Below are 25,001 nucleotides of genomic sequence, written 5' to 3'. Positions count from 1 at the left end.
ACAAACCGAGGTGCCTGCATCGCAGGCAAGCCAGCTCCCACATGTACTGTGCCCATTCCAGGTTTTGCGACTTATCAGGCCTGGTAGCTGATCCGCCCATCGACCAAGGTGTACCGCACCGTCGCCGGCAGGCTATGGCCGATGAACGGGCAGTTTTCGCCCTTGGACAGCCAGTGTTCCCCGGCAACCGTGGAGCTGGCCGGATCAAACAGCACCAGGTCTGCCGCTGAACCCACCGCCACTTTGCCCGCCGGCAGGCGCAAGGCCTCAGCCGGGCCGGCACTCAGGCGCGCCAACAGCGTTGGCAGGTCGAGTAGACCGTCTTGCACCAGGGTCATCGCCAGCGGCAGCAACAGCTCGACACTGCTGATGCCCGGCTCGGTCGCGCCAAACGGCGCCAGCTTGGCATCACGCTCGTGCGGTTGGTGATGGCTGGAGATTGCCGAGACCACACCCGACTTCACGGCCGCGCGCAAACCATCGCGGTCGGCCAACGTGCGCAGGGGTGGCTGCACGTGGTAAAGGCTGGAGAAATCGATCAGCGCTTCATCGGTCAGAATCAGCTGGTACAACGCCACGTCCGCCGTCACCGGCAGGCCGCGCGCTTGCGCCTGGGCGATCAAGGCCACGCCGCGCGCGCTGGTCAACTGGCTGAAGTGCGCCCGCACACCGCTTTGCTCTACCAGCAGCAGATCACGGGCCAGGGCCACGGTTTCAGCGGTTTCGGGAATGCCCGGCAGGCCGAGGAAACTGGCGACGGCGCCTTCATGGGCCAGGCCACCTTCGGCCAGGTCGCGGTCCTGGGAGTGGAAGATCACCGTCAGGTCGAAGGTGGCTGCGTATTCCAGGGCGCGGCACAGCGTGCGCGTGCTGCGAAAACTGTCCAGCCCGTTGCCGAATGCCACGCAACCGGCGTCGCGCAGGGCGATCAGCTCGGCGAGTTGTTCGCCTTCCAGGCCTTTGCTCAGCGCGCCGATGGGGAACACTTTGCAATTGCCGGCTTCGCGGGCGCGGTCCAGGATCAGCTCGGTCACCGCCGAGGTGTCGAGCACCGGCTTGGTGTGCGGCGGGCAGCACAGGCTGGTGACGCCACCGGCAGCGGCGGCGCGGGTTTCACTGGCGATGGTGCCTTTGCGGCTGTAACCCGGTTCGCGCAGGGCGACGTTCAGGTCGACCAAACCAGGCGCGGCCACCAGGCCTTTGGCGTCGATCGTCTCGCTGGCGCTGAAGCCCGCAGGCGCAGCGCCAATGGCGAGGATTTTGCCGGCTTCCAGGTGAAGATCGGTAACTTGATCCAGGCCACTGGCCGGATCGATGACTCGGGCGCCGAGAATGCTGAGCTTCACTGGGCGTTCTCCTGCTCGAATTGACGTTGCGCGGTTTGCCCGCTCATGGCCATGGACAACACCGCCATGCGCACGGCGATGCCGTAGGTCACTTGGTTGAGGATCACCGATTGGCTGCCGTCGGCCACCGCCGACTCAATCTCAACCCCACGGTTGATCGGCCCTGGGTGCATCACGATGGCATCCGGCTTGGCGCCGGCCAACCGCGCAGTGGTCAGGCCGAACAGGCGGTAGAACTCACCTTCGCTCGGCAGCAGGCCACCGGCCATGCGCTCGCGTTGCAGGCGCAACATGATCACCACGTCCACGTCCTTGAGGCCTTCGGTCATGTCGGTGTAGACCTTCACGCCGTACTGCTCGATGCCGATCGGCAGCAGGGTTTTCGGTGCGATCACGCGGATGTCCGGGCAACCCAGGGCTTTGAGGGCCAGCATGTTCGAGCGCGCGACCCGCGAGTGCAGGATGTCGCCGACGATGGCCACCGAGAGGTTTTCAAAACCGCCCTTGTGCCGACGAATCGTCAGCATGTCGAGCATGCCTTGGGTCGGGTGCGCGTGGCGGCCGTCGCCGCCGTTGATGATTGCCACGTTCGGGCACACATGCTCGGCGATGAAATGCGCGGCGCCGGAGTCGCCGTGGCGCACCACGAACATGTCGGCGGCCATGGCTTCAAGGTTGCGCAGGGTGTCGAGCAGGGTCTCGCCCTTGCTCGCCGACGAGGTCGACACGTTCAGTGTGATCACGTCGGCCGACAGCCGCTGGGCCGCCAGTTCAAAGGTGGTGCGGGTGCGGGTGGAGTTCTCGAAGAACACATTGCAGATGGTCTTGCCGCGCAGCAGCGGGACCTTCTTCACCGCGCGGCCACCGACTTCGAGGAACGAGTCGGCGGTGTCGAGGATTTCAGTCAGCAGTTCGCGGGGCAAACCGTCGAGGGACAAGAAGTGTTGCAACTGGCCCTGAGCATTGAGCTGCAGCGGGCGCTTGGCATCTAGAGGCGTCATCGCGGGGACTCTGTACAAGGCGGTTTAAAGGGCAAGGTCTTGCAGTTCGAGTTCGAGCGGCGTGGGACCGGACAATTTTACCCGCTGGTGGGCCTCCAGCGACAGGGTGGCACCGACCACATCCGGGCTGATCGGCAATTCGCCAGCGTCCAGGTCGAGCAGGCACACCAGCGTCACGCTGGCCGGGCGGCCGTAATCGAACAACTCGTTCATGGCGGCGCGGATGGTGCGACCGCTCATCAGCACGTCGTCGATCAGCACCAGGTGCTGGCCTTCAATTTCGAACGGCAGCGCGGACGGGCGCACCTGCGGGTGCAGGCCGTTCTGGCTGAAGTCGTCGCGGTAGAAAGACACGTCCAGCGTGCCCAGCGGCGAATCGCTGCCCAGTTCTTCCAGCAACGCTTGGGCCACCCACACACCACCGGTGCGAATGCCGATGAAGCGCGGTTCGCTGATGGCACGGTGTTGCAGGTGCGCCTTGAGGCGAATCGCCATCTGGCTGATCAGGTCGGCGGGATTGGGCAGGCTCATGGTGGCTCCTTCAAGGCCTCGCGCAGGCAAGGTCCGGGCTCAAACGTAAAAAGACGCGGCAAGCCGCGTCAGTCAGGATTCAAATAAAGCGGTGTTTTCATCCAGCCAACCCTGCAACAGCAGGGCGGCCGCGATGGCGTCCACCGGGTTGTCGCGGTAGCTGCCTTTCTGCCCGCCACGGTCACGGCGCTCACCCTTGGCTTCAAAGGTGGTCAGGCGCTCGTCGTGGGTATAGAAGGGCAGGTTGTAGCGGCCATTGAGGCGGCGGGCGAACTTTTCGGCGCGCAGGCACATGTCGCTGGGGGTGCCGTCCATGTTCAAGGGCAGGCCGACTACGACGGCGTCGGGCTTCCACTCCTTGATCAGGGCCTCGACCTGGTTCCAGTCCGGCACGCCGTTATGGGCTTTCAAGGTGCACAGCTCGCGGGCCTGGCCGGTAATTACCTGGCCGACCGCTACGCCGATCTGTTTGGTGCCGTAGTCAAAACCGAGGATCAAACGCAAGGCCATCAGGCGTGCCCCGCCTGGCTGGTCAGCAGGTTGAGGTTGACCCGCAACTTGGCTGCCGCCGCTTCCAGGCGCAGCTCACTGGCTGTGTTGAATAGAATGTCGGCGTCGAACGGACAGGTCAGCCAGGCATTGCTGGCCAGTTCGGCTTCCAGTTGCCCGGCTTCCCAACCGGCGTAGCCGAGGGTGATCACGCTTTGCTCAGGCCCCACGCCGTCGGCGATGGCGAACAACACGTCCTGGGAGGTGGACAACGACACGCCTTCCAGGTCGACCGTGGCCTGGAACTTCGGCCCGGTGGGGTGCAGCACAAAACCGCGATCGGTTTGCACCGGCCCGCCGATGTAGATCGGTACATTTTGGCAGCGCGCCGGCGGGTCGATCTCCGGGCGCAGTTGCTCAAGAATATCGGCCAGGTTCAGCTCTTGCGGGCGGTTCACCACCAACCCCATGGCACCATTGGCCGTGTGCTCGACGATGTAGGTCAAGGTCTGCGCAAAGTTCGGGTCGGCCATATGGGGCATGGCGATCAGGAATTGGTGCTTGAGGTAGGTCGGGCTGACATTTTTCATGTCCGCTAGTGTGGCGTCGGAGGGGCGAACTGACAAGCTGCGGCGGACGCTAATTGTGGCGAGCGGGGCTGTTGTGGCGAGCCGGCTTGTCGTGGCGAGCGGGCTTGCCCCGCGTTGGGGCGCGAAGCGGCCCTGAAATCTGGCGCTGTGGTTTTTCAGGCAGAACGCGGTGGCCCTATTGGGGCCGCTTCGCAGCCCAACGCGGGGCAAGCCCGCTCGCCACGACAGCCCCGCTCGCCACGAGGGCCCGCCGCGTTTGGCAGAGTGCAGGAGCGATCAGTTACTGGACAGCCGATCACCCCGGGCAAACTTCCAGGTGCGGATGATTTCCAGGCGGTCTATGTCGTTCAGGTCGCCGGTAAACGGCGCGAAGGGCGCGGCCAGGCGCACGATGCGCTGGGCGGCCTGGTCCAGCAACGGTTGGCCGGACGACTCCAGCACCTGCACTTCATATAACGAACCGTCGCGGTTGATCGACACCAGTAAGCGCAAATTGCCATAGATCTGCTGGCGCCGCGCTTCATCCGGGTAGTTGAGGTTACCGATGCGTTCAACCTTCTTGCGCCATTCGTCCTTATACCAGGCGCCTTTGTCGCGCATGGTCGAGGCGGCGTTCAGGCGATAGATGCGCGGGCGCTTGGCGTACAGCTGTTGTTCGTTGGCCAGTTCGGCTTCGAGGCTGGAAATCTGGTCGGAGAGCTGCGAGCTGTCGAAGGTCGGCGCTGGCTTGACCGGCTCGGGCTGCGGCTCGGTCTTGGTTTTCTCGCGCTGGGTCGGGGCTTTTTGCGATTTTGGCGCAACAGTGGTCACGGCGGCCTTGGGCGCGGCCTGCTTGACCTCAGGCTTGGGCGTCGGCGGCGGGGTGACTTTATTCACCTTGTTGTCCTGGAACGGCGCCACTTCGGTGGTCTTGGGCACGGCCTTTTTGTCGAGCGTGCCGCTGCCTTGCTGATTGTCCTGGGCCAGAAAGTCAGCCTTTTCAGGCTTTTTTTCGCTTTTGAACGTGGCGAGGGTGATTTCCAGGGTTTTGGTGATCTGCTTGGGCTCGGCAAAGGTGAAACCCAGGCCGAGTAACAAAGCGAGGTGGATCAGCGCTGCCAGAAACAGGGTAAATCCGAGCCGATCAGCCGGGCGCACGCCGCTGTGGGAGAGTTCGGGGGGCAGATCGGGCGGGAGCGTCATGACAAAAAAACCAACATCGCGCGTTTCACAGGTGCCGCATGATAACGCAATGTTGGTGTGTGTCCGGCTGTTCTATGTCACTTGGCTTGCAGCTTGCGCTCGATGGCCGCCATCAGCATTTCGCCGATGTTCGTGCCAAATGCGTTGTCGATCTCGCGAATGCAGGTCGGGCTGGTGACGTTGATTTCGGTGAGGTTCTCACCAATTACGTCCAGTCCTACGAACAGCAGGCCTTTTTCGCGCAGGGTTGGGCCGACTTGAGAAGCGATCCAACGGTCTTTGTCCGACAGTGGACGCGCTTCACCGCGACCGCCGGCTGCCAGGTTGCCACGGGTTTCGCCTGCGGCCGGGATACGCGCCAGGCAGTAATCCACCGGCTCACCGTCGATCATCAGGATGCGTTTGTCGCCGTCCTTGATCGCCGGAATGTAAGCCTGGCCCATGATCTGCTGGGTGCCCAGCACGGTCAGGGTTTCCAGGATCACCGACAGGTTCGGGTCGCCGGCGCGGTGGCGGAAGATCGAGGTGCCGCCCATGCCGTCCAGCGGCTTGAGGATCACGTCGCCGTGCTTGGCGGCGAATTCACGCAACACATCGGCGCGGCGGCTGACCACGGTAGGCGGCGTGCACTGCGGGAACAGGGTGGCAAACAGCTTTTCATTGCAGTCGCGCAGGCTTTGCGGCTTGTTGACGATCAGCACGCCAGCGCGCTCGGCCTGTTCCAGCAAGTAAGTGGAGTAAACGAATTCCATGTCGAACGGCGGGTCCTTGCGCATCAGGATCACGTCCAGATCGCTCAAGGGGCTGTCGATTTCATCCGCAAGCTCGAACCACTTTTCAGGGTTGGCAAACACCTGCAGCGGGCGCATGCGTGCGCGGGCTTCGCCGTCGCCCTGATAAAGATCGCGCTGCTCCATATAGAACAGGGTCCAGCCGCGGGCCTGGGCGGCCAGGAGCATGGCCAGCGAGCTGTCCTTTTTATAGGAAATGCTGGCAATAGGGTCCATGACAATGCCGACGCGAACGCTCATGGGGGATTTCCTCTAGCAAATTAGGGCGCATAAAAGTGGCGTCAGAGTGGCGCTGCGGCTGTTGTGGGTCAAGGAAAAACCACCTGGCCGGTTGCTCGATAGATTGCGCCCGGAGACTGTGCTAAAAAGACTCCCACGGTGCAGCAGCCCTTGAATTCCAAGGCTTGCAGCGCTCATCCTGTGCAACATCAGGTAGTACACACCGAAAACCGATTCGCTGTGGCGATGGTAGAGCAGATATGGAACAGCATTCCAACGCCTTGAGAGTGATGGTGATCGACGATTCGAAAACGATCCGCCGCACCGCCGAGACCCTGTTGAAGAACGTGGGGTGCGAAGTCATCACGGCCATCGACGGTTTCGATGCACTGGCCCGGATTGTTGATCATCACCCGCACATTATCTTTGTCGACATCATGATGCCGCGCCTGGATGGCTATCAAACCTGCGCGCTGGTGAAGAACAACCCGGCGTTCAAGTCGATTCCGGTGATCATGCTGTCCTCCAAGGACGGCCTGTTCGACAAGGCCAAGGGGCGCATCGTGGGTGTCGATCAGTTTTTGACCAAGCCTTTCAGCAAGGAAGAACTGCTGAGCGCGATCAAGGCCTACGTGCCCGGCTTCGCCGCAGTAGAACAAGCACACTGACACCGCCTCACAAGGGCCGGCGTCCACCAATGTAGTGGGGAAAACCATGGCACGTGTTCTGATCGTCGACGATTCGCCGACCGAAATGTACAAACTGACCGGCATGCTGGAAAAGCACGGCCACCAGGTCCTCAAAGCCGAAAACGGCGCAGACGGCGTGGCCCTGGCCCGTCAGGAAAAGCCCGACGCCGTACTGATGGACATCGTGATGCCGGGCCTCAATGGCTTCCAGGCTACCCGCCAGCTGTCCAAAGAGCCGGAAACCAACGGCATCCCGATCATCATCATCACCACCAAGGATCAGGAAACCGACAAAATCTGGGGCGCACGCCAGGGCGCCAAGGATTACCTGACCAAACCCGTGGACGAAGAAACCCTGATCGCCACCCTGAACAAGGTGTTGGCCGGCTGACGGCACGCCATCATGACCGAGTCACAAACCGCCTTCGAGCTGCTGCTGGACATCGACCGCCGCTGCCGCCTGCTGGCCGCCGACCTGCCGTCCCAGGAAACCCGCCTGCAACGTTGGAGCGGGATCGGTTTTCGCCTGGGGCCGTATTGGTACGTGGCGCCGATGGGCGAAGTCGCCGAGGTGTTGCATGAACCGCGCTGCACCTTGATGCCCGGGGTCAAGCCCTGGGTCAAAGGCGTGGCCAACCTGCGCGGGCGTTTGCTGCCGGTGATGGACCTGGGCGGGTTCCTCGACCTCGGGCTGTCCAGGGCCCGCAAGCAACGGCGAGTGCTGGTGGTGGAATTCAACGACTTGTTTGTCGGGCTGCTGGTGGACGAGGTGGTGGGCATGCAGCATTTCGCACAAGACGCACTGTTGGCGAGCACCGCGCCCACCGCGCCGTTTATCCAGGGCCAGTTCGACAGTGACCAGCTGTGGCAGGTCTTCAGCCCCTTCGCTTTGGCTCAGGCCCCAGGCTTCATGGATGTTGCCGCATGACCACCGCTACCACGCCCAAACCGCAAGCCGCATCGCGCAGCCGTTCGCAGATCATCGTGCTGTTTATCGCGCTGATCGTGTTCATCATGCTGTTGTTCGCCAACTTCGCGTACCTCAATACCCAGTCCACGTACGACAAGCAGTACATCGGCCACGCCGGTGAGCTGCGCGTGCTGTCCCAGCGCATTGCCAAGAACGCCACGGAAGCCGCCGCCGGCAAGGCGGCCGCGTTCAAGCTGCTGGGCGATGCACGCAACGACTTCGCCCAGCGCTGGGGCTATCTGAAAAAAGGCGATACCGAGACCGGCCTGCCGGCTGCACCCAACGCGGTACGCGCCGAAATGCGCGCGGTGCAGACCGATTGGGAAGCACTGCTGAAAAACACCGACGCGATTCTCGCCAGCGAACAGACCGTGTTGTCGTTGCACCAAGTGGCCGCGACGCTTGCCGAAACTGTGCCGCAATTGCAGATGGAATCGGAAAAGGTCGTCGACATTTTGCTGCAACGCGGCGCCCCGGCCAGCCAGGTGGTGTTGGCCCAGCGCCAATCATTGCTGGCCGAACGCATCCTCGGCGCAGTCAACACCGTGCTGGCCGGCGACGAAACCTCGGTGCAGGCCGCCGATGCTTTTGGCCGCGACGCCAACCGTTTTGGCCAAGTGCTTAACGGCATGCTCCAGGGCAACGCCGGCCTGCGCATTGCTCAGGTTGAAGACCACGACGCCCGCGCGCGGTTGGCGGAAATCGCCGAGCTGTTTGAGTTTGTCTCCGGCTCCGTGGATGAAATCCTCGAAACCTCGCCGCAGCTGTTCCAGGTACGCGCCTCGGCGAGCAATATTTTCAACCTGTCGCAAACCCTGCTCGATGAAGCCTCGCACCTGGCCACCGGGTTTGAAAACCTCGCCAGCGGGCGCAGCTTTGACACCATCGGCGGCTACGTATTGGGCTTGCTGGCGCTAACCTCGATCATCCTGATTGGCTTGGTCATGGTGCGTGAGACCAACCGCCAGCTGCATGAAACCGCCGAGAAAAACGAGCGCAACCAGAATGCGATCATGCGCCTGCTCGATGAAATCGAGGACCTGGCCGATGGTGACCTGACCGTGACCGCCTCGGTCACCGAAGACTTCACCGGCACCATCGCCGACTCCATCAATTATTCGGTGGACCAACTGCGCGATCTGGTGGCGACCATCAACCTCACGGCGGGGCAAGTGGCCGGTGCGGTGCAGGAAACTCAGGCCACCGCCATGCACCTGGCCCAGGCCTCGGAGCATCAGGCCCAGCAAATCGCCGAGGCCTCTACCGCGATCAATCAGATGGCCCAATCCATCGACCAGGTGTCGGCCAACGCCGCCGAGTCTTCGGCGGTGGCGGAGCGCTCGGTGGAAATTGCCAACAAGGGCAATGAGGTGGTGCACAACACCATTCACGGCATGGACAACATTCGCGAGCAGATCCAGGACACCGCCAAGCGCATCAAACGCCTGGGCGAGTCGTCCCAGGAGATTGGCGACATCGTCAGCCTGATCGACGACATTGCCGACCAGACCAACATCCTTGCCCTCAACGCCGCGATCCAGGCGAGCATGGCCGGTGACGCCGGGCGCGGGTTTGCCGTGGTGGCCGACGAAGTGCAGCGGTTGGCCGAGCGCTCATCCGCCGCCACACGCCAAATTGAAACCCTGGTGCGGGCGATCCAGACCGACACCAATGAAGCGGTTATTTCCATGGAACAGACCACCACCGAAGTGGTGCGTGGCGCGCGGCTGGCGCAAGACGCCGGGGTGGCGCTGGAAGAGATCGAAGGCGTGTCGAAAACCCTGGCGGCGTTGATCCAGAGTATTTCCAACGCGGCGCAGCAACAGACCTCGTCGGCGGGGCAGATTTCCCTGACGATGAACGTGATCCAGCAGATCACCACGCAGACGTCATCGGGCTCGACCGCCACGGCGGAGAGCATCGGCAACCTGGCGAAGATGGCCAGCCAGTTGCGCCGGTCGGTGTCGGGTTTCACCCTGCCACCGCCAAAACAGGTAGACGATTGAAATGCACGCTAGACAACACCCCAGTCCAACTGTGGGAGCTGGCTTGCCTGCGATAGCGGACTGTCAGTTGATCCATCTGCAGCTGACCCACCGCGATCGCAGGCAAGCCAGCTCCCACAGTGGATCTCCATTGTTCTTGGCAACACACGCAATTCACGAATTCTAAGCGGAGCAGTTATGGTTGATCGGCACGACTACGTGGCCCTCGAATGGGTCAAGGGCGACATTGCCGAAACCCTGAAACAGGCCCGTTCGGCGCTGGACGCGTTTGTCGAAACCCGCGACAGCGACGCCATTGCCGAGTGCCTGGCCGGTATCCACCAAGTGCATGGCGCGCTGCAGATGGTCGAGTTCTACGGCGCAGCGCTGCTGGCCGAAGAGATCGAAGCGCTGGCCCTGGCCCTGCAAGCCGAGCGCGTCAGCCAGCGCGATGAAAGCATCCGCCTGCTGCAACAGGCCCTCGGCCAACTGCCGCTGTACCTCGACCGCGTGCACAGCGCCCGCCGCGACCTGCCGCTGGTGGTGTTGCCGCTGCTCAACGACCTGCGCAGTGCGCGCGGTGAAAGCCTGCTGTCGGAGACCAGCCTGTTCAGCCCGCAACTGCTGTCGATTGCGCCGTTGCCCGACGAGGCCTTGGCCCAACGCGCACTGCCGGACCTTCACGAGCAACTGCGCCAGTGGCATCAACTGCTGCAACAGGCCCTGGCCGGTCTGTTGCGCGAGGACCACGGCCCCAGCAACCTGGAAGACATGGCGCGGGTGTTCGCGCGCCTCGAAGCGTTGTGCCAGGGCGCGCCATTGCTGCCGTTGTGGCAAGTCACCTCGGCGCTGGTCGAGGGCATGCTCACCGGCGTGATCGCCAACAGCCCGGCGCTGCGCAGCCTGCTCAAGGCCAGCGACAAGCAACTCAAGCGTCTGCTGGTCCAGGGCATCGGCGGCATCAACCAGCCCGCGCCGGATGAACTGCTAAAAAGCTTGCTGTTCTACGTGGCCAAGGTCACCCGGCCGACGCCGCGCATGCAAAGTCTCAAGGAACGCTACGGGCTGGATGAAGCCTTGCCCGACAGCGCCGTGGTCGATGCCGAGCGTGCGCGTTTGGCCGGACCGGACCGCAATGCCATGGGCTCGGTGCTCGGCGCCTTGTGCGAGGAACTGGTGCGGGTCAAGGAGCGCCTCGACCTGTTCGTGCGCAGCGACCGCCAACACACCAACGACCTCGATGCCTTGCTGGCGCCACTGCGCCAGATCGCCGACACCTTGGCGGTGCTGGGTTTCGGCCAGCCGCGTAAGGTCATCATCGATCAACTGGCGGTGGTGCTGAGCCTGGTGCAGGGCCAGCGCGAGCCCAATGACGCGGTGTTGATGGATGTTGCCGGCGCCTTGCTCTACGTCGAGGCCACGCTGGCGGGCATGGCCGGCACCGTCGAGCCGGAGAGCCGCGAAGAAAGCCGCCTGCCCACCACCGACCTGACCCAGATTCATCAATTGGTGATCCGCGAATCCTGCCAATGCCTGCGCCAGGCCAAAGAGCTGGTGATCGATTGCCTTGAGGCCGATTGGGACCGCCAGCGCCTGGAGTCACTGCCCGAGCTGCTCAGCCAGGTGCGCGGCGCGTTGGCGATGATTCCGCTGCCGCGTGCGGCGAGCCTGATGCGTGGTTGCACCGATTATGTCGATGAACAGTTGATGACCGGCGCTGCGCCACCGCCCGAGGCGCAGCTGGCGCATTTCGCCGACGTGGTCAGCAGCCTGGAATACTACCTGGAACGCATGCTCCAGGACCCCGACGCCGCCGGCGAACGCGTGCTGGAGCTGGCCACCCAAGGCCTGGCTGCACTCGGCTATCTGCCGGTCGAAAAGCCTTGGCGCCAGGCCCTGGCCGCGCCGGATGGCGCCCTGTCGACAGAGATCGCACCGAGCCAGTCCCAATTCGATGCGTTGGCCAACCCCACGTCACGCCTGAATCCGCCTGCCCTGCACCGTCCGGGCAGCCTCTTGCCGCCGCCCGTTGGCGAAGAACCTGTCGACGATGAACTGCGCGAAGTCTTCCTCGAAGAAACCGATGAAGTCCTTGAAGTGCTGCACCGCTACTTGCCCAACAGCGCCGACAAAACCGCCCAAAGCGAGATGCGGCGTGCCTTCCACACGCTCAAAGGCAGCGGCCGGATGGTCCGCGCCCTGGTATTGGCCGAGCTGGCCTGGGCCGTGGAAAACCTGCTTAACCGGGTGCTCGAACGCAGCGTGGCGCTCGACGCTGACGTGCAACAGGTGCTGGATGAGGCCGTGGCCCTGCTGCCGGAGCTGATCGCCGACTTTGCGGCCGACGACCAACGCCAGCGCGATGAAGTCGACGCCCTGGCGGCCCGTGCCCACGCCTTGGCCAGCGGCACTCAACCGGCCGCAGAGCCCCATGACCCGATGTTGCTGGAGATCTTTCGCAACGAAGCCCAGAGCCACCTGGAAAGCCTCAACCACTTTCTGCAACAGGCCGCCGAGCATATGCCGCTGCAAGTCAGCGATGAACTGCAACGTGCCCTGCACACCCTCAAGGGCAGCGCCTACATGGCCGGCGTGTTGCCGATGGCCGAACTGGCACGACCGCTTGATCACCTGACCCGCGAATACAAGGCGCACCGTCTGCCGCTGGACCTGGATGAAGTGGAACTGCTGCTGGAAGCCGAAGGCCTGTTCCAGCGCGGGTTGCGTCAGCTGGACAGTGATCCGCTGGTGCCGATCAAGGGCGCGGCAGAGTTGATCAGCCGCACGCAAAGCCTGCTCGACCAGCAGCTGCAAGCCTTGCTCGACGCGCCCAACACCGGGCTGCGCATCAAGCGCGACGCGCAGCTGATCAGCAACTTCCTGGCCCAGGGCATGGACATCCTGCTGGATGCCGAAAGCCTGCTGCGCCGCTGGCAGCAACACCCCGGCGAACGCCAGGAACTGACCGCGCTGCTGGACGAGTTGACCACCCTGGGCGAGGGCGCACACATCGCCGACCTGCACGCCATCGACGAACTCTGCGAAGCCTTGCTCGACCTCTATGGCGCTGTGGAAGAGAGCAGCCTGGCGGTCAGCGAACGGTTTTTCCATGAGGCCGAACAGGCCCATGAAGCGCTGATCAACATGCTCGACCAACTGGCGGCCGGCCAGGAAATCAGCCCGGCCCCGGCGCGGGTAGACGCCCTGCGCGACCTGCTGGACGAAGCCCTCGACCCGTCCGCCACCGGCCTGATCAAAAGCGACGGCGGGCGCGCCCCAAGCATCTCCGAACTGGGCGCCGCCACGGCCCGATTGGGCCAGGACACGGCGATGGACGACGAGATCGTCGAGATTTTCCTGGAAGAGGCAGTGGACATCCTCGACAGCGCCGGGCAGTCGCTGAAACGCTGGCTGCTGGAACCGGACAGCGCGGCGCCGTTGTCGTCGTTGCAGCGGGACCTGCACACCCTCAAGGGCGGCGCGCGCATGGCCGAAATCGGCCCGATTGGCGACCTCGCCCATGAGTTGGAATGCCTGTACGAAGGTCTGGTGGACCGCCGCTACAGCTACTCGACCGAACTGTCCCAAGTATTGATGGCCAGTCATGAGCGGCTGGCCTTGCAGCTCGATCAATTGCAAGACCACCAACCCCTGAGCGACTCCAGTGACTTGATCGCGCAGTTGCGCGCGTTGCGTCAGAACAACGCGCCCGCCAACACGCCCACAGAACCTGAAACCGCAGCGGCTGATCCCGAGTTGCTGGATATCTTCCTCGAAGAAGCCGCCGATATTCTCGACAGTTCAAGCAGCGCGTTGCTGCGCTGGCAGGCCGAGCCGAGCAATCGCCAGGAGGTGGAAACCTTGCTGCGCGACTTGCACACCCTCAAGGGCGGCGCGCGCATGGTCGAAATCGGGCCGATTGGCGATTTGGCCCATGAGCTGGAGTTTCTCTACGAAGGCCTGTCTGCCGGTTTGCTTGCGCCGTCGCCGGAATTGTTCGCGTTGCTGCAAGGCTGCCATGACCGCCTGGCGCAGATGATCGACGCGGTGGCGGGCGGTTTGCCGGTGGGGTCGGTGGATAAACTCATCAAGCGCATCAGAAGCCTGGTGCACCCCGGTGATGAGCCGCTGGCGCCCGTAGCCTTGCCGGCCGGCAAGGCCGAAGCGGCGGTGGACCCCGGCGCCGACATGGTGAAAATTTCCGCTGACTTGCTTGATGATCTGGTCAACCTGGCCGGTGAAACCTCAATCTTCCGTGGCCGTATCGAGCAGCAGGTCAACGACGCGCGTATCGCGCTCAACGAAGTCGAAACCACGATCGAGCGCATGCGTGACCAACTGCGCCGCCTCGACACCGAAACCCAGGGCCGCATTCTCAGTCGTCAGCAGGCCGAGGCCGAGCGCCTGGGCTATGAAGAATTCGATCCGCTGGAAATGGACCGTCATTCGCAGCTGCAGCAGTTGTCGCGCGCACTGTCCGAATCGGCCTCCGACCTGCTGGACCTCAAGGAAACCCTCGACCGTCGCAACGGGGATGCACACAACCTGTTGCAGCAACAGGCACGCATCAACACCGAGCTGCAGGAAGGCCTGATGCGCACGCGCATGGTGCCGTTTGAACGCATGCTGCCGCGCCTCAAACGCATCGTGCGCCAGGTGGCGGAAGAGTTGGGCAAGGACGTTGAATTCGTTGTCGGCAATGCCGAAGGCGAGATGGACCGCAACGTGCTGGAGCGCATGGTGGCGCCGCTGGAACATATGCTGCGCAATGCCGTCGACCATGGCCTGGAGTCCCGCGAGGCGCGCGTGTTGGCCGGTAAACCCGAGAAGGGCCGGATCAGCCTGGACCTGACCCACGAAGGCGGCGACATCGTCTTCGACATGCGCGACGACGGTGCCGGTGTGCCCCTGGACGCGGTGCGGCGCAAGGCGATCAAGCGCGGCCTGCTCGCGCCTGATCAAGACATGAGCGACCGCGACGTGTTGCAGTTCATCCTGCAGCCGGGCTTTTCCACCGCCGAAAAAATCACCCAGATTTCCGGGCGCGGCGTGGGCATGGACGTGGTGCACGAAGAAGTGCGCCAGCTCGGTGGCTCGATGTTCATCGACTCGACGCCGGGCGCGGGCGTGCACTTTCGCATTCGCCTGCCGTTTACCGTGTCGGTCAATCGCGCGCTGATGGTGCAATGCGCGGACGACCAATATGCGATCCCGCTCAACACCATTGAAGGCCTGGTGCGCGTGTTGCCCCACGAGCTGGCCGGGCACTATCAGCAAGATCCGCCGCGTTACGAATACGCCGGCCAGCGTTATGAATTGTTCTATTTGGGCGACCTGCTGCACACCGTCGCCCGGCCCAGACTGCTCGGCCAATACCAGCCTGTGCCGGTGCTGCTGGTGCAGTGCAACGAGCGGCGCGTGGCAGTGCACGTGGACGCAATGGCCGGTACGCGCGAGATCGTGGTCAAGGGCCTGGGGCCACAGTTTGCCGGCGTGCAGGGTTTGTCCGGGGCGACCATTCTGGGCGATGGTCGCGTGGTGCTGATTATCGACTTGCTGGCGCACATCCGCGCCCGCCAACCGGCGTTGCCGGCCCAGTCGGTGGACGCGCCGCTGATCCTCAACGACCCGCTGAAAAAGCGCCCGCTGCTGGTGCTGGTGGTGGACGACTCGGTCACCGTGCGCAAAGTCACCAGCCGCCTGCTGGAGCGCAACGGCATGAACGTGCTCACCGCCAAAGACGGCATCGACGCCATCGCGTTGCTCGAAGAACACACCCCGGACCTGATGCTGCTCGACATCGAAATGCCGCGCATGGACGGCTTCGAAGTGGCGATCCAGGTGCGCAACGACCCACGCTTGATGCGCCTGCCGATCATCATGATCACCTCGCGCACCGGCCAAAAACACCGCGACCGCGCCATGGCCATCGGCGTCAACGACTACCTCGGCAAGCCGTACCAAGAGTCGGTGCTGCTGGAAAGCATCGCCTACTGGAGCAAGTCCCATGCTTGACCACCGCACCAGCCAACTCACCGGCCTGCTGCTGCCCCTGGCCGACCGCCACCTGGTGCTGCCCAACGTCGCCATCGCCGAACTGATCGACTTCCAGCGCGGCGAACCGGCCAGCGATGCACCGCCGTGGTACCTGCGGCAAGTCACATGGCGCGACCGGCAGTTGCCGTTGATCAGCTTTGAAGCCGTGTGCGGCGAGGCCAGCGTGACCGGCGAGCGCTCGCGGATTGTGGTGCTGAACGCGCTGGGCGGGCGGCCGACGTTGAAGTTTATTGCGATGGTGATTCAGGGCATTCCGCGTTCGTACAAGCTGGATAGCCAACTGAGTTACGTGGACGTGCCGCTGTGCCCGCTGGAACTGGCAGCGGTGCAAGTGGGGGAACATGTGGCGAAGGTGCCTGACCTTATGGGGCTTGAAGCCTTGTTGGTCGAATCCGGCCTGGCCTGACCATAAGCCTTGTGAAGATCCAATGTGGGAGCTGGCTTGCCTGCGATGGCGGCCTGTCAGTCACTGCATCAACAACTGACCCACCGCTATCGCAGGCAAGCCAGCTCCCACACTGAATTGTGTTCGGCCCAAGATGATGATCGTACCTTTTCGCCATTTCGATCTGCTCATGATGCGGATTAACCGCTCACATGTCGGAATGGGATGGAGTTGCTGTAGGCGAGTTCTGCATTTGGATTAGCGGGTTTTCAGGTTTGAGTGGAGTGGCTAGTTTCTGCACTCCATCACCGCCAGCAAGGATCCGAAAATGGCCGTACCGTTTCTGCGTAATTGCCTGCTTGTGGTCTGCCTGATCTATATCGGGGGCGGTTGGATCCTGTCGCCGGGAACACCGGTTCTGGATGAAGTGGTGTTGAAGCATTCCTTGGGTAACGGCACTTCGATCTATGGTGCGCGAGACGGCCAGGGCGGTGCGACCGTAGGATTTTCCTACCGGTACTACGTCCATGAGGACTTGGGGAGTGATCAGGAAATACTCACCACATTAGTGTCTGCACGTCCCTTTCTAAAAACCAAAGAGCCCGATGTTCAAGTAAGTGATGAAGGCGGCGCGCTGCATCTGATCATTCAGGGAGAGGTGTATGAGTACCACAGCTATGCGCTGGAGGGCCTTGGAACGGTCAAGGTGATGATGGCTTTGTGATGGGCCAGTCTTCGGATTTTTCCCGCAAGATTTCGGGCTGTGCGTGAACTTGTTGTGGGTAGTCATGGAGGCTAGTCTTCGCTCCGTCATCGAAAAAAACGGTGACACGGACGTGCAAGTCCGGTTACATGTCGGCGCACCAACGCCCATAGCCATTCAACGGGCGTTTTTTATGCCTGCTGTATTTGTTATGGCGGCTGTGCGCGGGAGATTCCTTGGAGTCTGCCGGGGTCCGATATGCCCGGTCTTGCACACCTGCGCACGGCTGCCACCCTATTTCGCGTGCAAGCGGATAAGGGCAGCCTCCATCACATATCGGAGCTGTAAATCATGGCTAAACCTACGCCTAATCCGCCCCTTTTCACCGTTAACCCCCACCAGAACACTGAGACCTTACTGGTCAACGCCAGCGAAACACTGTCCTCGCTAAACGCCATGACCTGCAATCTGGCCTTCAACCTGGACACCTCCCAGCGCGCAATCATGCTCGGCATTCAGCAAATGGCCGAGTTGAGTCAGTTACTGGTTGATAGAGCGCTGGAACACGTCAGCCCTGCGCCGGTAGGTTGAAGCGGTCCCAAACAGGGACCGATTTTTAACAGACACCACCGAACAAATGTGGGAGCTGGCTTGCCAGCGATGGCGGCGTGTCAGTCGACATCTTGATAGCTGACCCACCGCTATCGCAGGCAAGCCAGCTCCCACCTTTCGATCTTCATTCGGCCCAAATCCAGTATTTGCTGATTGATCATTTCCAATATCCCATCCCCCTAAAACTTGATCGTTCCCAAAAAGGGACCTATCGTTCCCTTTTTGGGACTCTTTGGCCGCTGCCATGCAAACCTTGCCGCTCAGCACTGCACTCTTCACCAACACTCAGCAGAAAGTGCTGGGCCTGCTTTTCGGCAAGCCCGATCAGAGTTTTTTCACCAATGAAATCGCGCGCTGGGCCCAGGTAGGCAAAGGCAGCCTTACCCGCGAGCTGGAGCGTTTGCAGTTGGCGGGTATCTTGAGCATGACGCGCCAAGGCAATCAGACCCACTACAAGGCCAACCCCCAATGCCCGATTTACTCGGAGTTGTTGGCCATCGTGCGCAAGACCCTGAGCCTGGATGAACCCCTGCGCAATGCATTGGCACCGTTCGCCGAGCAGATAACCTGGGCCTTTATCTACGGCTCCATCGCCAAGGGTGAGGCGCACTCATCCAGTGACATAGATCTGATGCTGATCGGCCAAAGCCTCAACTACAGTGAAGTCATGGAGCAGCTCATACCGCTGGAAGAGCAACTGGGCCGCACCATCAATCCGACGCTTTACACCCTTGAAGACTGGATCGGCAAATGGAATGCCGGGAACAGTTTTGTGCAGCGGGTCGTGCAGCAGGACAAGATCAATCTGATCGGGGGCAACCCCCTGGAATCCATGGATGGACAGCAAGGCAAATCTGGAAAATCTGCAACGTAGCGGTGGCTTGAAGGCTGAGCCGCCGGATCGCAAGGAGTGTGACGGGCTGATGCGCTCGGCGCGGGATCGGTTAAGGGATGCGGGTAACCCACAGCTATCGTTCGCCAGTCGTTTCGACTTGGCCTACAACGCCGCCCACGCCATCGCGCTCACGGCCTTGCGCCTGCAAGGGTATCGTTCTGACAAACGCTATCTGGTCTTTCAATGTCTGATTCACTCCGCCGACGTGAGCAGGGTGCAGGTGAGGTTACTGGCGTTATGTCATGAGCGCCGAAACCTGGCGGAATATGAAGGGTATATGGATGAGGATGAGGCGTTGCTTGGGCAGTTGATAGATGGCGCGATGTCTCTGCTGAATAGAGTGGAAGATGTGTTGGCTGTGCGTCAGTGGCAATGACGTGATTCTTCGCAACACCGCCAATCAAATGTGGGAGCTGGCTTGCCTGCGATAGCGGTAGATCAGCTGCAGATATGTCGACTGACAGTCCGCAATCGCAGGCAAGCCAGCTCCCCCATTTTTAATCTTTGTTCGGCTTGAGTCCGCGATTGCTGACGATCCGTTACTCCAACCGTAACGATCCGCCGTTGGGCTTGATTGATACCCCCCACGTTCACTCCTAAGGTACAGCCCACGACAGCAAACCCCGTGGAGCGACCATGACAACAACCATCACCCCCGACTCGCGCTGGACGCGGCGGCGCGACGAGAAGCAGCGGCGCCTCGGGCTGGTCAAAAAATACGCAGACGGGGCGGTGTTGCCCAGTGACAGAATCGTCGAGGCCCTGGAAGCGCTGATCCTCCCTGGCGACCGCGTGGTGCTGGAGGGCAACAACCAGAAGCAGGCCGACTTCCTCTCGCGCTCCCTGGCCAAGGCCGACCCGGCCAAGCTCCACGATTTGCACATGATCATGCCAAGTGTTGGCCGTTCCGAGCACTTGGACCTGTTTGAAAAGGGCATCGCCCGCAAGCTCGATTTCTCTTTCGCCGGCACCCAATCCCTGCGCATCAGCCAGCTGCTGGAAGACGGCCTGCTGGAAATCGGCGCGATCCACACCTACATCGAACTCTACGCGCGGCTGGTGGTGGACCTGATCCCCAACGTCGTGCTCTCGGCCGGTTTCATGGCCGACCGCGCCGGTAACATTTACACCGGCGCCAGCACCGAAGACACCCCGGCGCTGATCGAGCCTGCCGCGTTCAGCGATGGCATCGTCATCGTGCAGGTCAACCAGTTGGTGGATGACGTCACCGATTTGCCCCGCGTCGATATTCCCGCGAGCTGGGTGGATTTTGTGGTGGTGGCCGACAAGCCGTTCTACATCGAGCCGCTGTTCACCCGCGACCCGCGCCATATCAAGCCGGTGCATGTGCTGATGGCGATGATGGCGATCCGTGGCATCTACGAAAAACACAATGTGCAGTCGCTCAACCACGGCATTGGGTTCAACACCGCCGCCATCGAATTGATCCTGCCGACTTACGGCGAATCCCTCGGCCTTAAAGGCAAAATCTGCCGCAACTGGACCCTCAACCCGCACCCAACCTTGATCCCTGCCATCGAAAGCGGCTGGGTGGAGAGCGTGCATTGCTTTGGCACCGAACTGGGCATGGAAAACTACATCGCCGCGCGGCCTGATGTGTTCTTCACCGGCCGCGACGGCTCGATGCGCTCCAACCGGATGTTCTGCCAGCTCGCCGGCCAATACGCCGTGGACCTGTTTATCGGCGCTACCCTGCAAGTGGATGGCGACGGGCATTCCTCCACCGTGACCCGTGGCCGCCTCGCCGGTTTTGGCGGCGCGCCGAACATGGGCCACGACCCGCGCGGCCGTCGCCATGGCACCCCGGCGTGGCTGGACATGCGCCACGATGACGCGCCGCAAGCCTTGCTTGAGCGTGGCAAAAAGTTGGTCGTACAAATGGTCGAAACCTTCCAGGAAGGCGGCAAACCCACTTTCGTCGAGACCCTCGACGCCGTCGAAGTGGCGCGCAAAAGCGGCATGCCGCTGGCGCCGATCATGATCTACGGCGACGACGTCACCCACCTGCTCACCGAAGAAGGCATCGCCTACCTGTACAAGGCGCGCTCGCTGGAAGAGCGCCAGGCGATGATCGCCGCCGTCGCTGGCGTCACCGCCATCGGCCTGCGCCACAACCCCAAAGACACCGCGCGCATGCGCCGCGAAGGCTTGATCGCGTTGCCCGAAGACCTCGGCATTCGCCGCACAGACGCCACCCGCGAGCTGTTGGCCGCCAAGAGCGTGGCCGACCTGGTGGAGTGGTCCGGTGGCTTGTACAACCCGCCCGCCAAATTCAGGAGCTGGTAAATGCGCGCGCTCAAACTGCATGAACTGAGCCTGGCTGATCGCCTGGCAGACATGGCCGTCGACGCGCTGATCGATGAGGCGGACCTGTCGCCCAAACCGGCCTTGGTGGACCGCCGCGGTAACGGTGCCCATAGCGATTTGCACCTGGGCCTGATGCACGCTTCGGCGCTGTCGCTGTGGCCGATGTTCAAGGAGATGGCGGAAGCCGCGCTTGAATTCGGTGAAGTCGGTTTGCCCTTGCGCGAAGCCCTCGGGCAGATTGGCCGCGAAGGCGAGCAAGCGATGCTCACCACCACCAACGGCGTGAACACCCATCGCGGCGCGATCTGGGCGCTCGGTTTGCTCACTGCTGCTGCGGCGCTGGAGCCACGCAGCGTCACGCTGACGGCGGCCAAGTTGGCCCTGCTCAACGACCGCTACGCCCCGCAGCCGCTGAGCCACGGCGCTCAGGTTGCTCAACGCTACGGCGCGCGCGGCGCCCGTGAAGAAGCACAACTGGGCTTCCCGTCCGTGACGCAACGCGGCCTGCCGCAACTGCACAAAAGCCGCCAGCAAAACGCGGGTGAGCAGAACGCACGCCTGGATGCCTTGCTCGCCATCATGACCGACCTGGCCGACACCTGCGTGCTCTACCGCGCCGGCACCGAAGGCCTGCACGCCATGCAACGCGGCGCCCAAGCGGTACTGGACGCAGGCGGCAGCGCGACCCTCGCCGGTCGCCGCCAATTGCACGAACTGGACGACCAATTGCTGGCCCTGAATGCCTCCCCCGGCGGCGCCGCCGACCTGTTGGCCGCCTGCCTGTTTATCGACCGCCTCGACGGAGCGTTTTGATGGAAACCTTATCCTTTGAATTCCCCGCCGGGCAGCCGCCCAAAGGCCGTGCGCTGGTGGGTTGCGTCGGCTCCGGTGACCTGGAAGTGCTGCTGGAACCGGGCACGCCCGGCACGCTGACCATCCAAGTGCAGACCTCGGTGAATGGCGCCGAACAACGCTGGCAGCATCTGTTCGAGCGGATCTTCCAGGAGCACACGCCGCCAGCGTTGAAGATCGATATCCACGACTTCGGCGCCACGCCCGGCGTGGTGCGTTTGCGCCTGGAGCAAGGCTTCGAGGAGATCGGCCATGACTGACTTGCTCAGCAAACACAGCTTCGTTGAATTGGGGGCACGGCAGCGGGCCAAGGCCTTGCTCGACGCCGGCACGTATCGCGAACTGATCGACCCCTTCCAACGCGTGATGTCGCCCTGGCTCAGCCGCCAAGGCGTGGTGCCCCAGGCCGATGACGGCGTGGTGATCGCCAAAGGCAGCATCGCCGGAAAGCCGGTAGTGGTGGCCGCTATCGAAGGCAACTTCCAGGGCGGCAGCCTCGGTGAAGTCGGCGGTGCAAAAATTGCCGGTGCGCTGGAATTGGCGGCTGAAGACAACCGCAAGGGCATCCCGACCGGCGCGGTGCTGTTGCTGGAAACCGGCGGCGTGCGCTTGCAGGAAGCCAACCTCGGCCTGGCGGCGATTGCCGATATCCATGCGGCGATTGTCGACCTGCGCCAGTACCAGCCGGTGATCGGCGTGGTGGCCGGCAGTGTCGGTTGCTTTGGCGGCATGTCCATCGCCGCTGGGCTGTGCAGCTACCTTGTGGTCACTCGCGAAGCACGCCTGGGCCTGAATGGCCCGCAAGTGATCGAGCAGGAGGCAGGCCTGGAAGAATACGACTCCCGCGACCGCCCGTTTATCTGGAGCCTCACCGGCGGCGAGCAACGCTTCAACAGCGGCCTGGCTGACCGTTACGTGGCGGACGATGTGGCGCAGATCCAACAGACGGTTACCGCGCTGTTGCAACAAGGTATGCCCGAACACCCGCGCAGCCGTCAGGCCGATTTCTACCTGACGCGCCTGACCGAGCTGGACGCCACGCCGCAAATCGACGCGGCGACGGTGCGCGACCTGTACCAAGGAGATCGCTCATGAGAGGCCTGCAGTGGTTCAACGCATTGAGTGCCGGCGCCACACCTGTGGACGGTTTGCCGGCCTCGCTGAAAGTCGCCGACGGCGTACTGGGTGAGCAAGCCGTGCGCTTCATCGCCGTGGTCACCGACGCGCACAACTGTTTCCCGCGGGCGCGCAATGGCGAAGTCGGCCTGCTCGAAGGCTGGGGCCTGGCCAAAGCCGTGGACGATGCCATCGCCCGTGGCGACAAGCGCCCGATCATCGCCATCGTCGATGTGCCCAGCCAAGCCTATGGCCGTCGCGAAGAAGCCCTCGGCATCCATCAAGCCCTGGCCGCCGCCGCCGACAGCTACGCCCGCGCTCGGTTGGCCGGGCACCCGGTGATCGCGCTGCTGGTGGGCAAGGCCATGTCCGGCGCGTTCCTCGCCCACGGCTACCAGGCCAACCGCCTGATTGCTCTGCGCGATCCCGGCGTAATGGTGCATGCGATGGGCAAGGCGTCGGCGGCGCGGGTGACCCTGCGCAGTGTCGAGGAGCTGGAAGCCCTGGCCGCCAGCGTGCCGCCGATGGCCTACGACATCGACAGTTATGCCAGCCTTGGTTTGCTCTGGGAGACGCTGTCGGTCAGCCAGATTGAACACCCCACGGCAGACGATGTGGTGCGCGTCAGTGATTGCCTGCTGCACGCCATCGACGATGTCGCGGGCCCCGATTTAAAAGGACGCCTGGGCGCCACCCACCGTGCCGCTTCCAGCCACGTACGCCAACTGCTGCGGGAGCAATGGTGAACGCTCACGATTTGCTCTGGGGCATGGCCCCGGCGCATCTGCCCGCCGACGCGCCGGCTTGGGTGTTGGAGGCTATCAACGCCGGCCATCCGGTGGTGGTGCGCCGCGCCATCGCCGAGCCGGGCCAGGTGGCCGTCGGCGTGCGCGGGCGTTTGCGTGAGCAGCGGTTTGCGGCCGTGATGCCTGTCGCGGCGGTGCAACGGCGAGTAGTGCCCGAGGCGCTGCGCGGTGCGACCTCACCACGGGATTTACCGGCGTTGCGCGCGCTCGATCTACTGCGGCCAGTGTTAGCGCAGGAGACGTGGGGCGTCACGGGCAGCGCGGGTTTTGAGTTGGCCAGTGGAGTTGAAGCACTGCATGCGCAGAGCGACCTGGATTTGATCCTGCGCACGCCCCAGCGTTTGGAGCGCGGTGATGCCGAGGACCTGCTCGCGATATTGGACACGGCGCCGTGTGCCGTGGACCTGCAACTGCAAACCCCGTTTGGCGCCGTCGCCTTGCGCGAGTGGGCGGGAGGCTCGCGCCGAGTACTGCTGAAAACCGTCAGCGGCGCGCACTTGGTGGTTGACCCGTGGCAGGCGGTGGCATGAGCAGCCTTCTGGTGTTTCCGGGGCAGGGCGCCCAGCGTACGGGCATGCTCCGCGCGCTGGCGGCCGACGTTCTGGATGAGGCCAGTGACGCCTTGGGTGAAGACGTTCGCCTGCTCGATTCGGCGCAAGCCTTGGCGAGTACGCGCGCTGTTCAACTGTGCCTGCTGATTGTCGGCGTGGCCCATGCCCGTCAGCTGCAACACACGCCGGATTACGTGGCGGGCCTGTCCATCGGCGCCTACCCGGCGGCAGTTATCGCGGGCGCCCTGGCGTTTGCCGACGCGGTAAAACTGGTCAGCCTGCGCGGCGAGCTGATGCAAAACGCTTATCCACAAGGCTTTGGGATGACCGCGCTGATCGGCCCTGAGTTATCCACAGTCGAAAACATACTGAGCGAAATACACAGCCCGCAAACGCCGGTGTATTTGGCCAACATCAACGCCGATAACCAAACCGTGATTGCTGGCAGCGATGCGGCGATGAAGCTCGTCGCAGCGCGCATCAAGGGCAACGGCGTCGCCAAGCGCCTGGCGGTCAGCGTGCCGTCGCATTGCGCGCTGCTGGAGGCGCCTGCCCAGGCGCTGGCGCAAGCATTCGTCACGCTCAAGGCGCCGCGCATTACCTACCTGAGCAGCACCCGCGCGCGGCCGATTCACAACCCCGAGCAACTGCGCGACGACCTGGCCTTCAACATGTGCCGCATCGTCGATTGGCGCGGCACCGTGCAAAGCGCCTACGAGCGTGGTGTGCGCCTGCAAATCGAACTGCCGCCGGGCGCGGTGCTCACTGGCCTGTCACGCCGCGTGTTTGAGCAGGGCACGGTGATTGCCTGCGAAGGCGCGCGCCTGGACACCCTGCAGGCCCTGCTGCAAGAGGAGGAACGCCGCCACCGATAAAGCTCCACCCAAGGCTTTCGAAGCACAA

24 protein-coding genes are annotated in these 25,001 nt (G+C 62.9%); 17 read left to right on the top strand and 7 right to left on the bottom strand.

Annotated features, from left to right (window positions below):
* Window positions 1-74: 74 nt before the first annotated feature.
* From NTD89_RS07860 to gshB, 7 genes are all read right to left on the bottom strand, one after another.
* Entirely contained in the window at window positions 75-1,346 is a 1,272-nt protein-coding gene (locus NTD89_RS07860; protein ID WP_262206993.1) for a dihydroorotase, read from the bottom strand.
* On the bottom strand, window positions 1,343-2,347 hold the full coding sequence (locus tag NTD89_RS07855; RefSeq protein ID WP_159960639.1) for an aspartate carbamoyltransferase catalytic subunit: 1,005 nt from the start codon (window positions 2,345-2,347) through the stop codon (window positions 1,343-1,345). The genes NTD89_RS07860 and NTD89_RS07855 overlap by 4 nt, the downstream gene beginning before the upstream one ends.
* A 24-nt stretch (window positions 2,348-2,371) precedes the next feature.
* On the bottom strand, window positions 2,372-2,878 hold the full coding sequence (gene pyrR, locus NTD89_RS07850; RefSeq protein ID WP_106575674.1) for a bifunctional pyr operon transcriptional regulator/uracil phosphoribosyltransferase PyrR: 507 nt from the start codon (window positions 2,876-2,878) through the stop codon (window positions 2,372-2,374).
* 72 nt (window positions 2,879-2,950) lie between these two features.
* The gene (ruvX, locus tag NTD89_RS07845; RefSeq protein WP_262206990.1) at window positions 2,951-3,388 is read right to left on the bottom strand and encodes a Holliday junction resolvase RuvX; all 438 of its coding nucleotides are present in this window, start codon (window positions 3,386-3,388) and stop codon (window positions 2,951-2,953) included.
* Window positions 3,388-3,957, bottom strand: coding sequence for a YqgE/AlgH family protein (locus NTD89_RS07840; protein WP_106575672.1), 570 nt, complete (start codon window positions 3,955-3,957; stop codon window positions 3,388-3,390). Before NTD89_RS07840 ends, ruvX begins: the two co-directional genes overlap by 1 nt.
* 276 nt (window positions 3,958-4,233) lie before the next feature.
* Window positions 4,234-5,139: an energy transducer TonB gene (locus NTD89_RS07835; RefSeq protein WP_262206988.1), complete on the bottom strand. Its 906-nt coding sequence runs from the start codon at window positions 5,137-5,139 to the stop codon at window positions 4,234-4,236.
* 77 nt (window positions 5,140-5,216) lie between these two features.
* Window positions 5,217-6,170, bottom strand: coding sequence for a glutathione synthase (gshB, locus tag NTD89_RS07830; protein WP_262206986.1), 954 nt, complete (start codon window positions 6,168-6,170; stop codon window positions 5,217-5,219).
* Between the two features lie 239 nt (window positions 6,171-6,409).
* Here gshB and pilG point away from each other — a divergent pair, with 239 nt between their 5' ends.
* From pilG to mdcH, 17 genes are all read left to right on the top strand, one after another.
* Complete coding sequence (gene pilG / locus NTD89_RS07825) at window positions 6,410-6,817, top strand: twitching motility response regulator PilG (protein WP_106575669.1); 408 nt, start codon at window positions 6,410-6,412, stop codon at window positions 6,815-6,817.
* Between the two features lie 46 nt (window positions 6,818-6,863).
* Entirely contained in the window at window positions 6,864-7,229 is a 366-nt protein-coding gene (gene pilH, locus NTD89_RS07820) for a twitching motility response regulator PilH (protein ID WP_014720320.1), read from the top strand.
* A gap of 12 nt (window positions 7,230-7,241) precedes the next feature.
* Complete coding sequence (locus tag NTD89_RS07815; protein ID WP_119737459.1) at window positions 7,242-7,766, top strand: chemotaxis protein CheW; 525 nt, start codon at window positions 7,242-7,244, stop codon at window positions 7,764-7,766.
* The gene (locus NTD89_RS07810; protein WP_145157715.1) at window positions 7,763-9,814 is read left to right on the top strand and encodes a methyl-accepting chemotaxis protein; all 2,052 of its coding nucleotides are present in this window, start codon (window positions 7,763-7,765) and stop codon (window positions 9,812-9,814) included. Before NTD89_RS07815 ends, NTD89_RS07810 begins: the two co-directional genes overlap by 4 nt.
* 177 nt (window positions 9,815-9,991) lie before the next feature.
* Window positions 9,992-15,808, top strand: a complete 5,817-nt coding sequence (locus NTD89_RS07805) for an Hpt domain-containing protein (protein WP_262206981.1) — start codon at window positions 9,992-9,994, stop codon at window positions 15,806-15,808.
* Window positions 15,801-16,256, top strand: a complete 456-nt coding sequence (locus tag NTD89_RS07800; protein ID WP_053258465.1) for a chemotaxis protein CheW — start codon at window positions 15,801-15,803, stop codon at window positions 16,254-16,256. Before NTD89_RS07805 ends, NTD89_RS07800 begins: the two co-directional genes overlap by 8 nt.
* A 307-nt stretch (window positions 16,257-16,563) precedes the next feature.
* Window positions 16,564-16,959 (top strand): hypothetical protein, encoded by a 396-nt coding sequence (locus NTD89_RS07795; RefSeq protein WP_262206978.1) that lies wholly within the window; start codon window positions 16,564-16,566, stop codon window positions 16,957-16,959.
* Between the two features lie 330 nt (window positions 16,960-17,289).
* Window positions 17,290-17,529 carry a DUF6124 family protein gene (locus NTD89_RS07790; RefSeq protein ID WP_262206976.1) on the top strand — a complete coding sequence of 80 codons (240 nt, stop codon included), beginning with the start codon at window positions 17,290-17,292 and terminating at the stop codon, window positions 17,527-17,529.
* 265 nt (window positions 17,530-17,794) lie between these two features.
* Entirely contained in the window at window positions 17,795-18,424 is a 630-nt protein-coding gene (locus NTD89_RS07785; protein ID WP_145157706.1) for a nucleotidyltransferase domain-containing protein, read from the top strand.
* Window positions 18,387-18,821: a hypothetical protein gene (locus NTD89_RS07780; protein WP_262206973.1), complete on the top strand. Its 435-nt coding sequence runs from the start codon at window positions 18,387-18,389 to the stop codon at window positions 18,819-18,821. The genes NTD89_RS07785 and NTD89_RS07780 overlap by 38 nt, the downstream gene beginning before the upstream one ends.
* A gap of 260 nt (window positions 18,822-19,081) precedes the next feature.
* Window positions 19,082-20,752 carry a malonate decarboxylase subunit alpha gene (mdcA, locus tag NTD89_RS07775; protein WP_145157701.1) on the top strand — a complete coding sequence of 557 codons (1,671 nt, stop codon included), beginning with the start codon at window positions 19,082-19,084 and terminating at the stop codon, window positions 20,750-20,752.
* Window positions 20,753-21,586, top strand: a complete 834-nt coding sequence (locus tag NTD89_RS07770; RefSeq protein WP_262206971.1) for a triphosphoribosyl-dephospho-CoA synthase — start codon at window positions 20,753-20,755, stop codon at window positions 21,584-21,586.
* Window positions 21,586-21,885, top strand: coding sequence for a malonate decarboxylase subunit delta (locus NTD89_RS07765; RefSeq protein WP_056857713.1), 300 nt, complete (start codon window positions 21,586-21,588; stop codon window positions 21,883-21,885). The genes NTD89_RS07770 and NTD89_RS07765 overlap by 1 nt, the downstream gene beginning before the upstream one ends.
* A complete protein-coding gene (locus NTD89_RS07760; RefSeq protein ID WP_242199832.1) occupies window positions 21,878-22,720 on the top strand; it encodes a biotin-independent malonate decarboxylase subunit beta in 843 nt (280 codons plus the stop codon). The genes NTD89_RS07765 and NTD89_RS07760 overlap by 8 nt, the downstream gene beginning before the upstream one ends.
* Window positions 22,717-23,487, top strand: coding sequence for a biotin-independent malonate decarboxylase subunit gamma (mdcE, locus tag NTD89_RS07755; protein ID WP_262206967.1), 771 nt, complete (start codon window positions 22,717-22,719; stop codon window positions 23,485-23,487). The genes NTD89_RS07760 and mdcE overlap by 4 nt, the downstream gene beginning before the upstream one ends.
* Window positions 23,481-24,077 carry a malonate decarboxylase holo-ACP synthase gene (locus NTD89_RS07750; RefSeq protein ID WP_262206965.1) on the top strand — a complete coding sequence of 199 codons (597 nt, stop codon included), beginning with the start codon at window positions 23,481-23,483 and terminating at the stop codon, window positions 24,075-24,077. Before mdcE ends, NTD89_RS07750 begins: the two co-directional genes overlap by 7 nt.
* Complete coding sequence (gene mdcH / locus NTD89_RS07745) at window positions 24,074-24,973, top strand: malonate decarboxylase subunit epsilon (protein ID WP_262206963.1); 900 nt, start codon at window positions 24,074-24,076, stop codon at window positions 24,971-24,973. The genes NTD89_RS07750 and mdcH overlap by 4 nt, the downstream gene beginning before the upstream one ends.
* Window positions 24,974-25,001: the final 28 nt, after the last annotated feature.

The sequence above is a fragment of the Pseudomonas sp. 14P_5.3_Bac1 genome, from assembly GCF_025466135.1.
Lineage (GTDB): Bacteria > Pseudomonadota > Gammaproteobacteria > Pseudomonadales > Pseudomonadaceae > Aquipseudomonas.
This window is presented reverse-complemented; position numbering and strand designations above follow the sequence as displayed.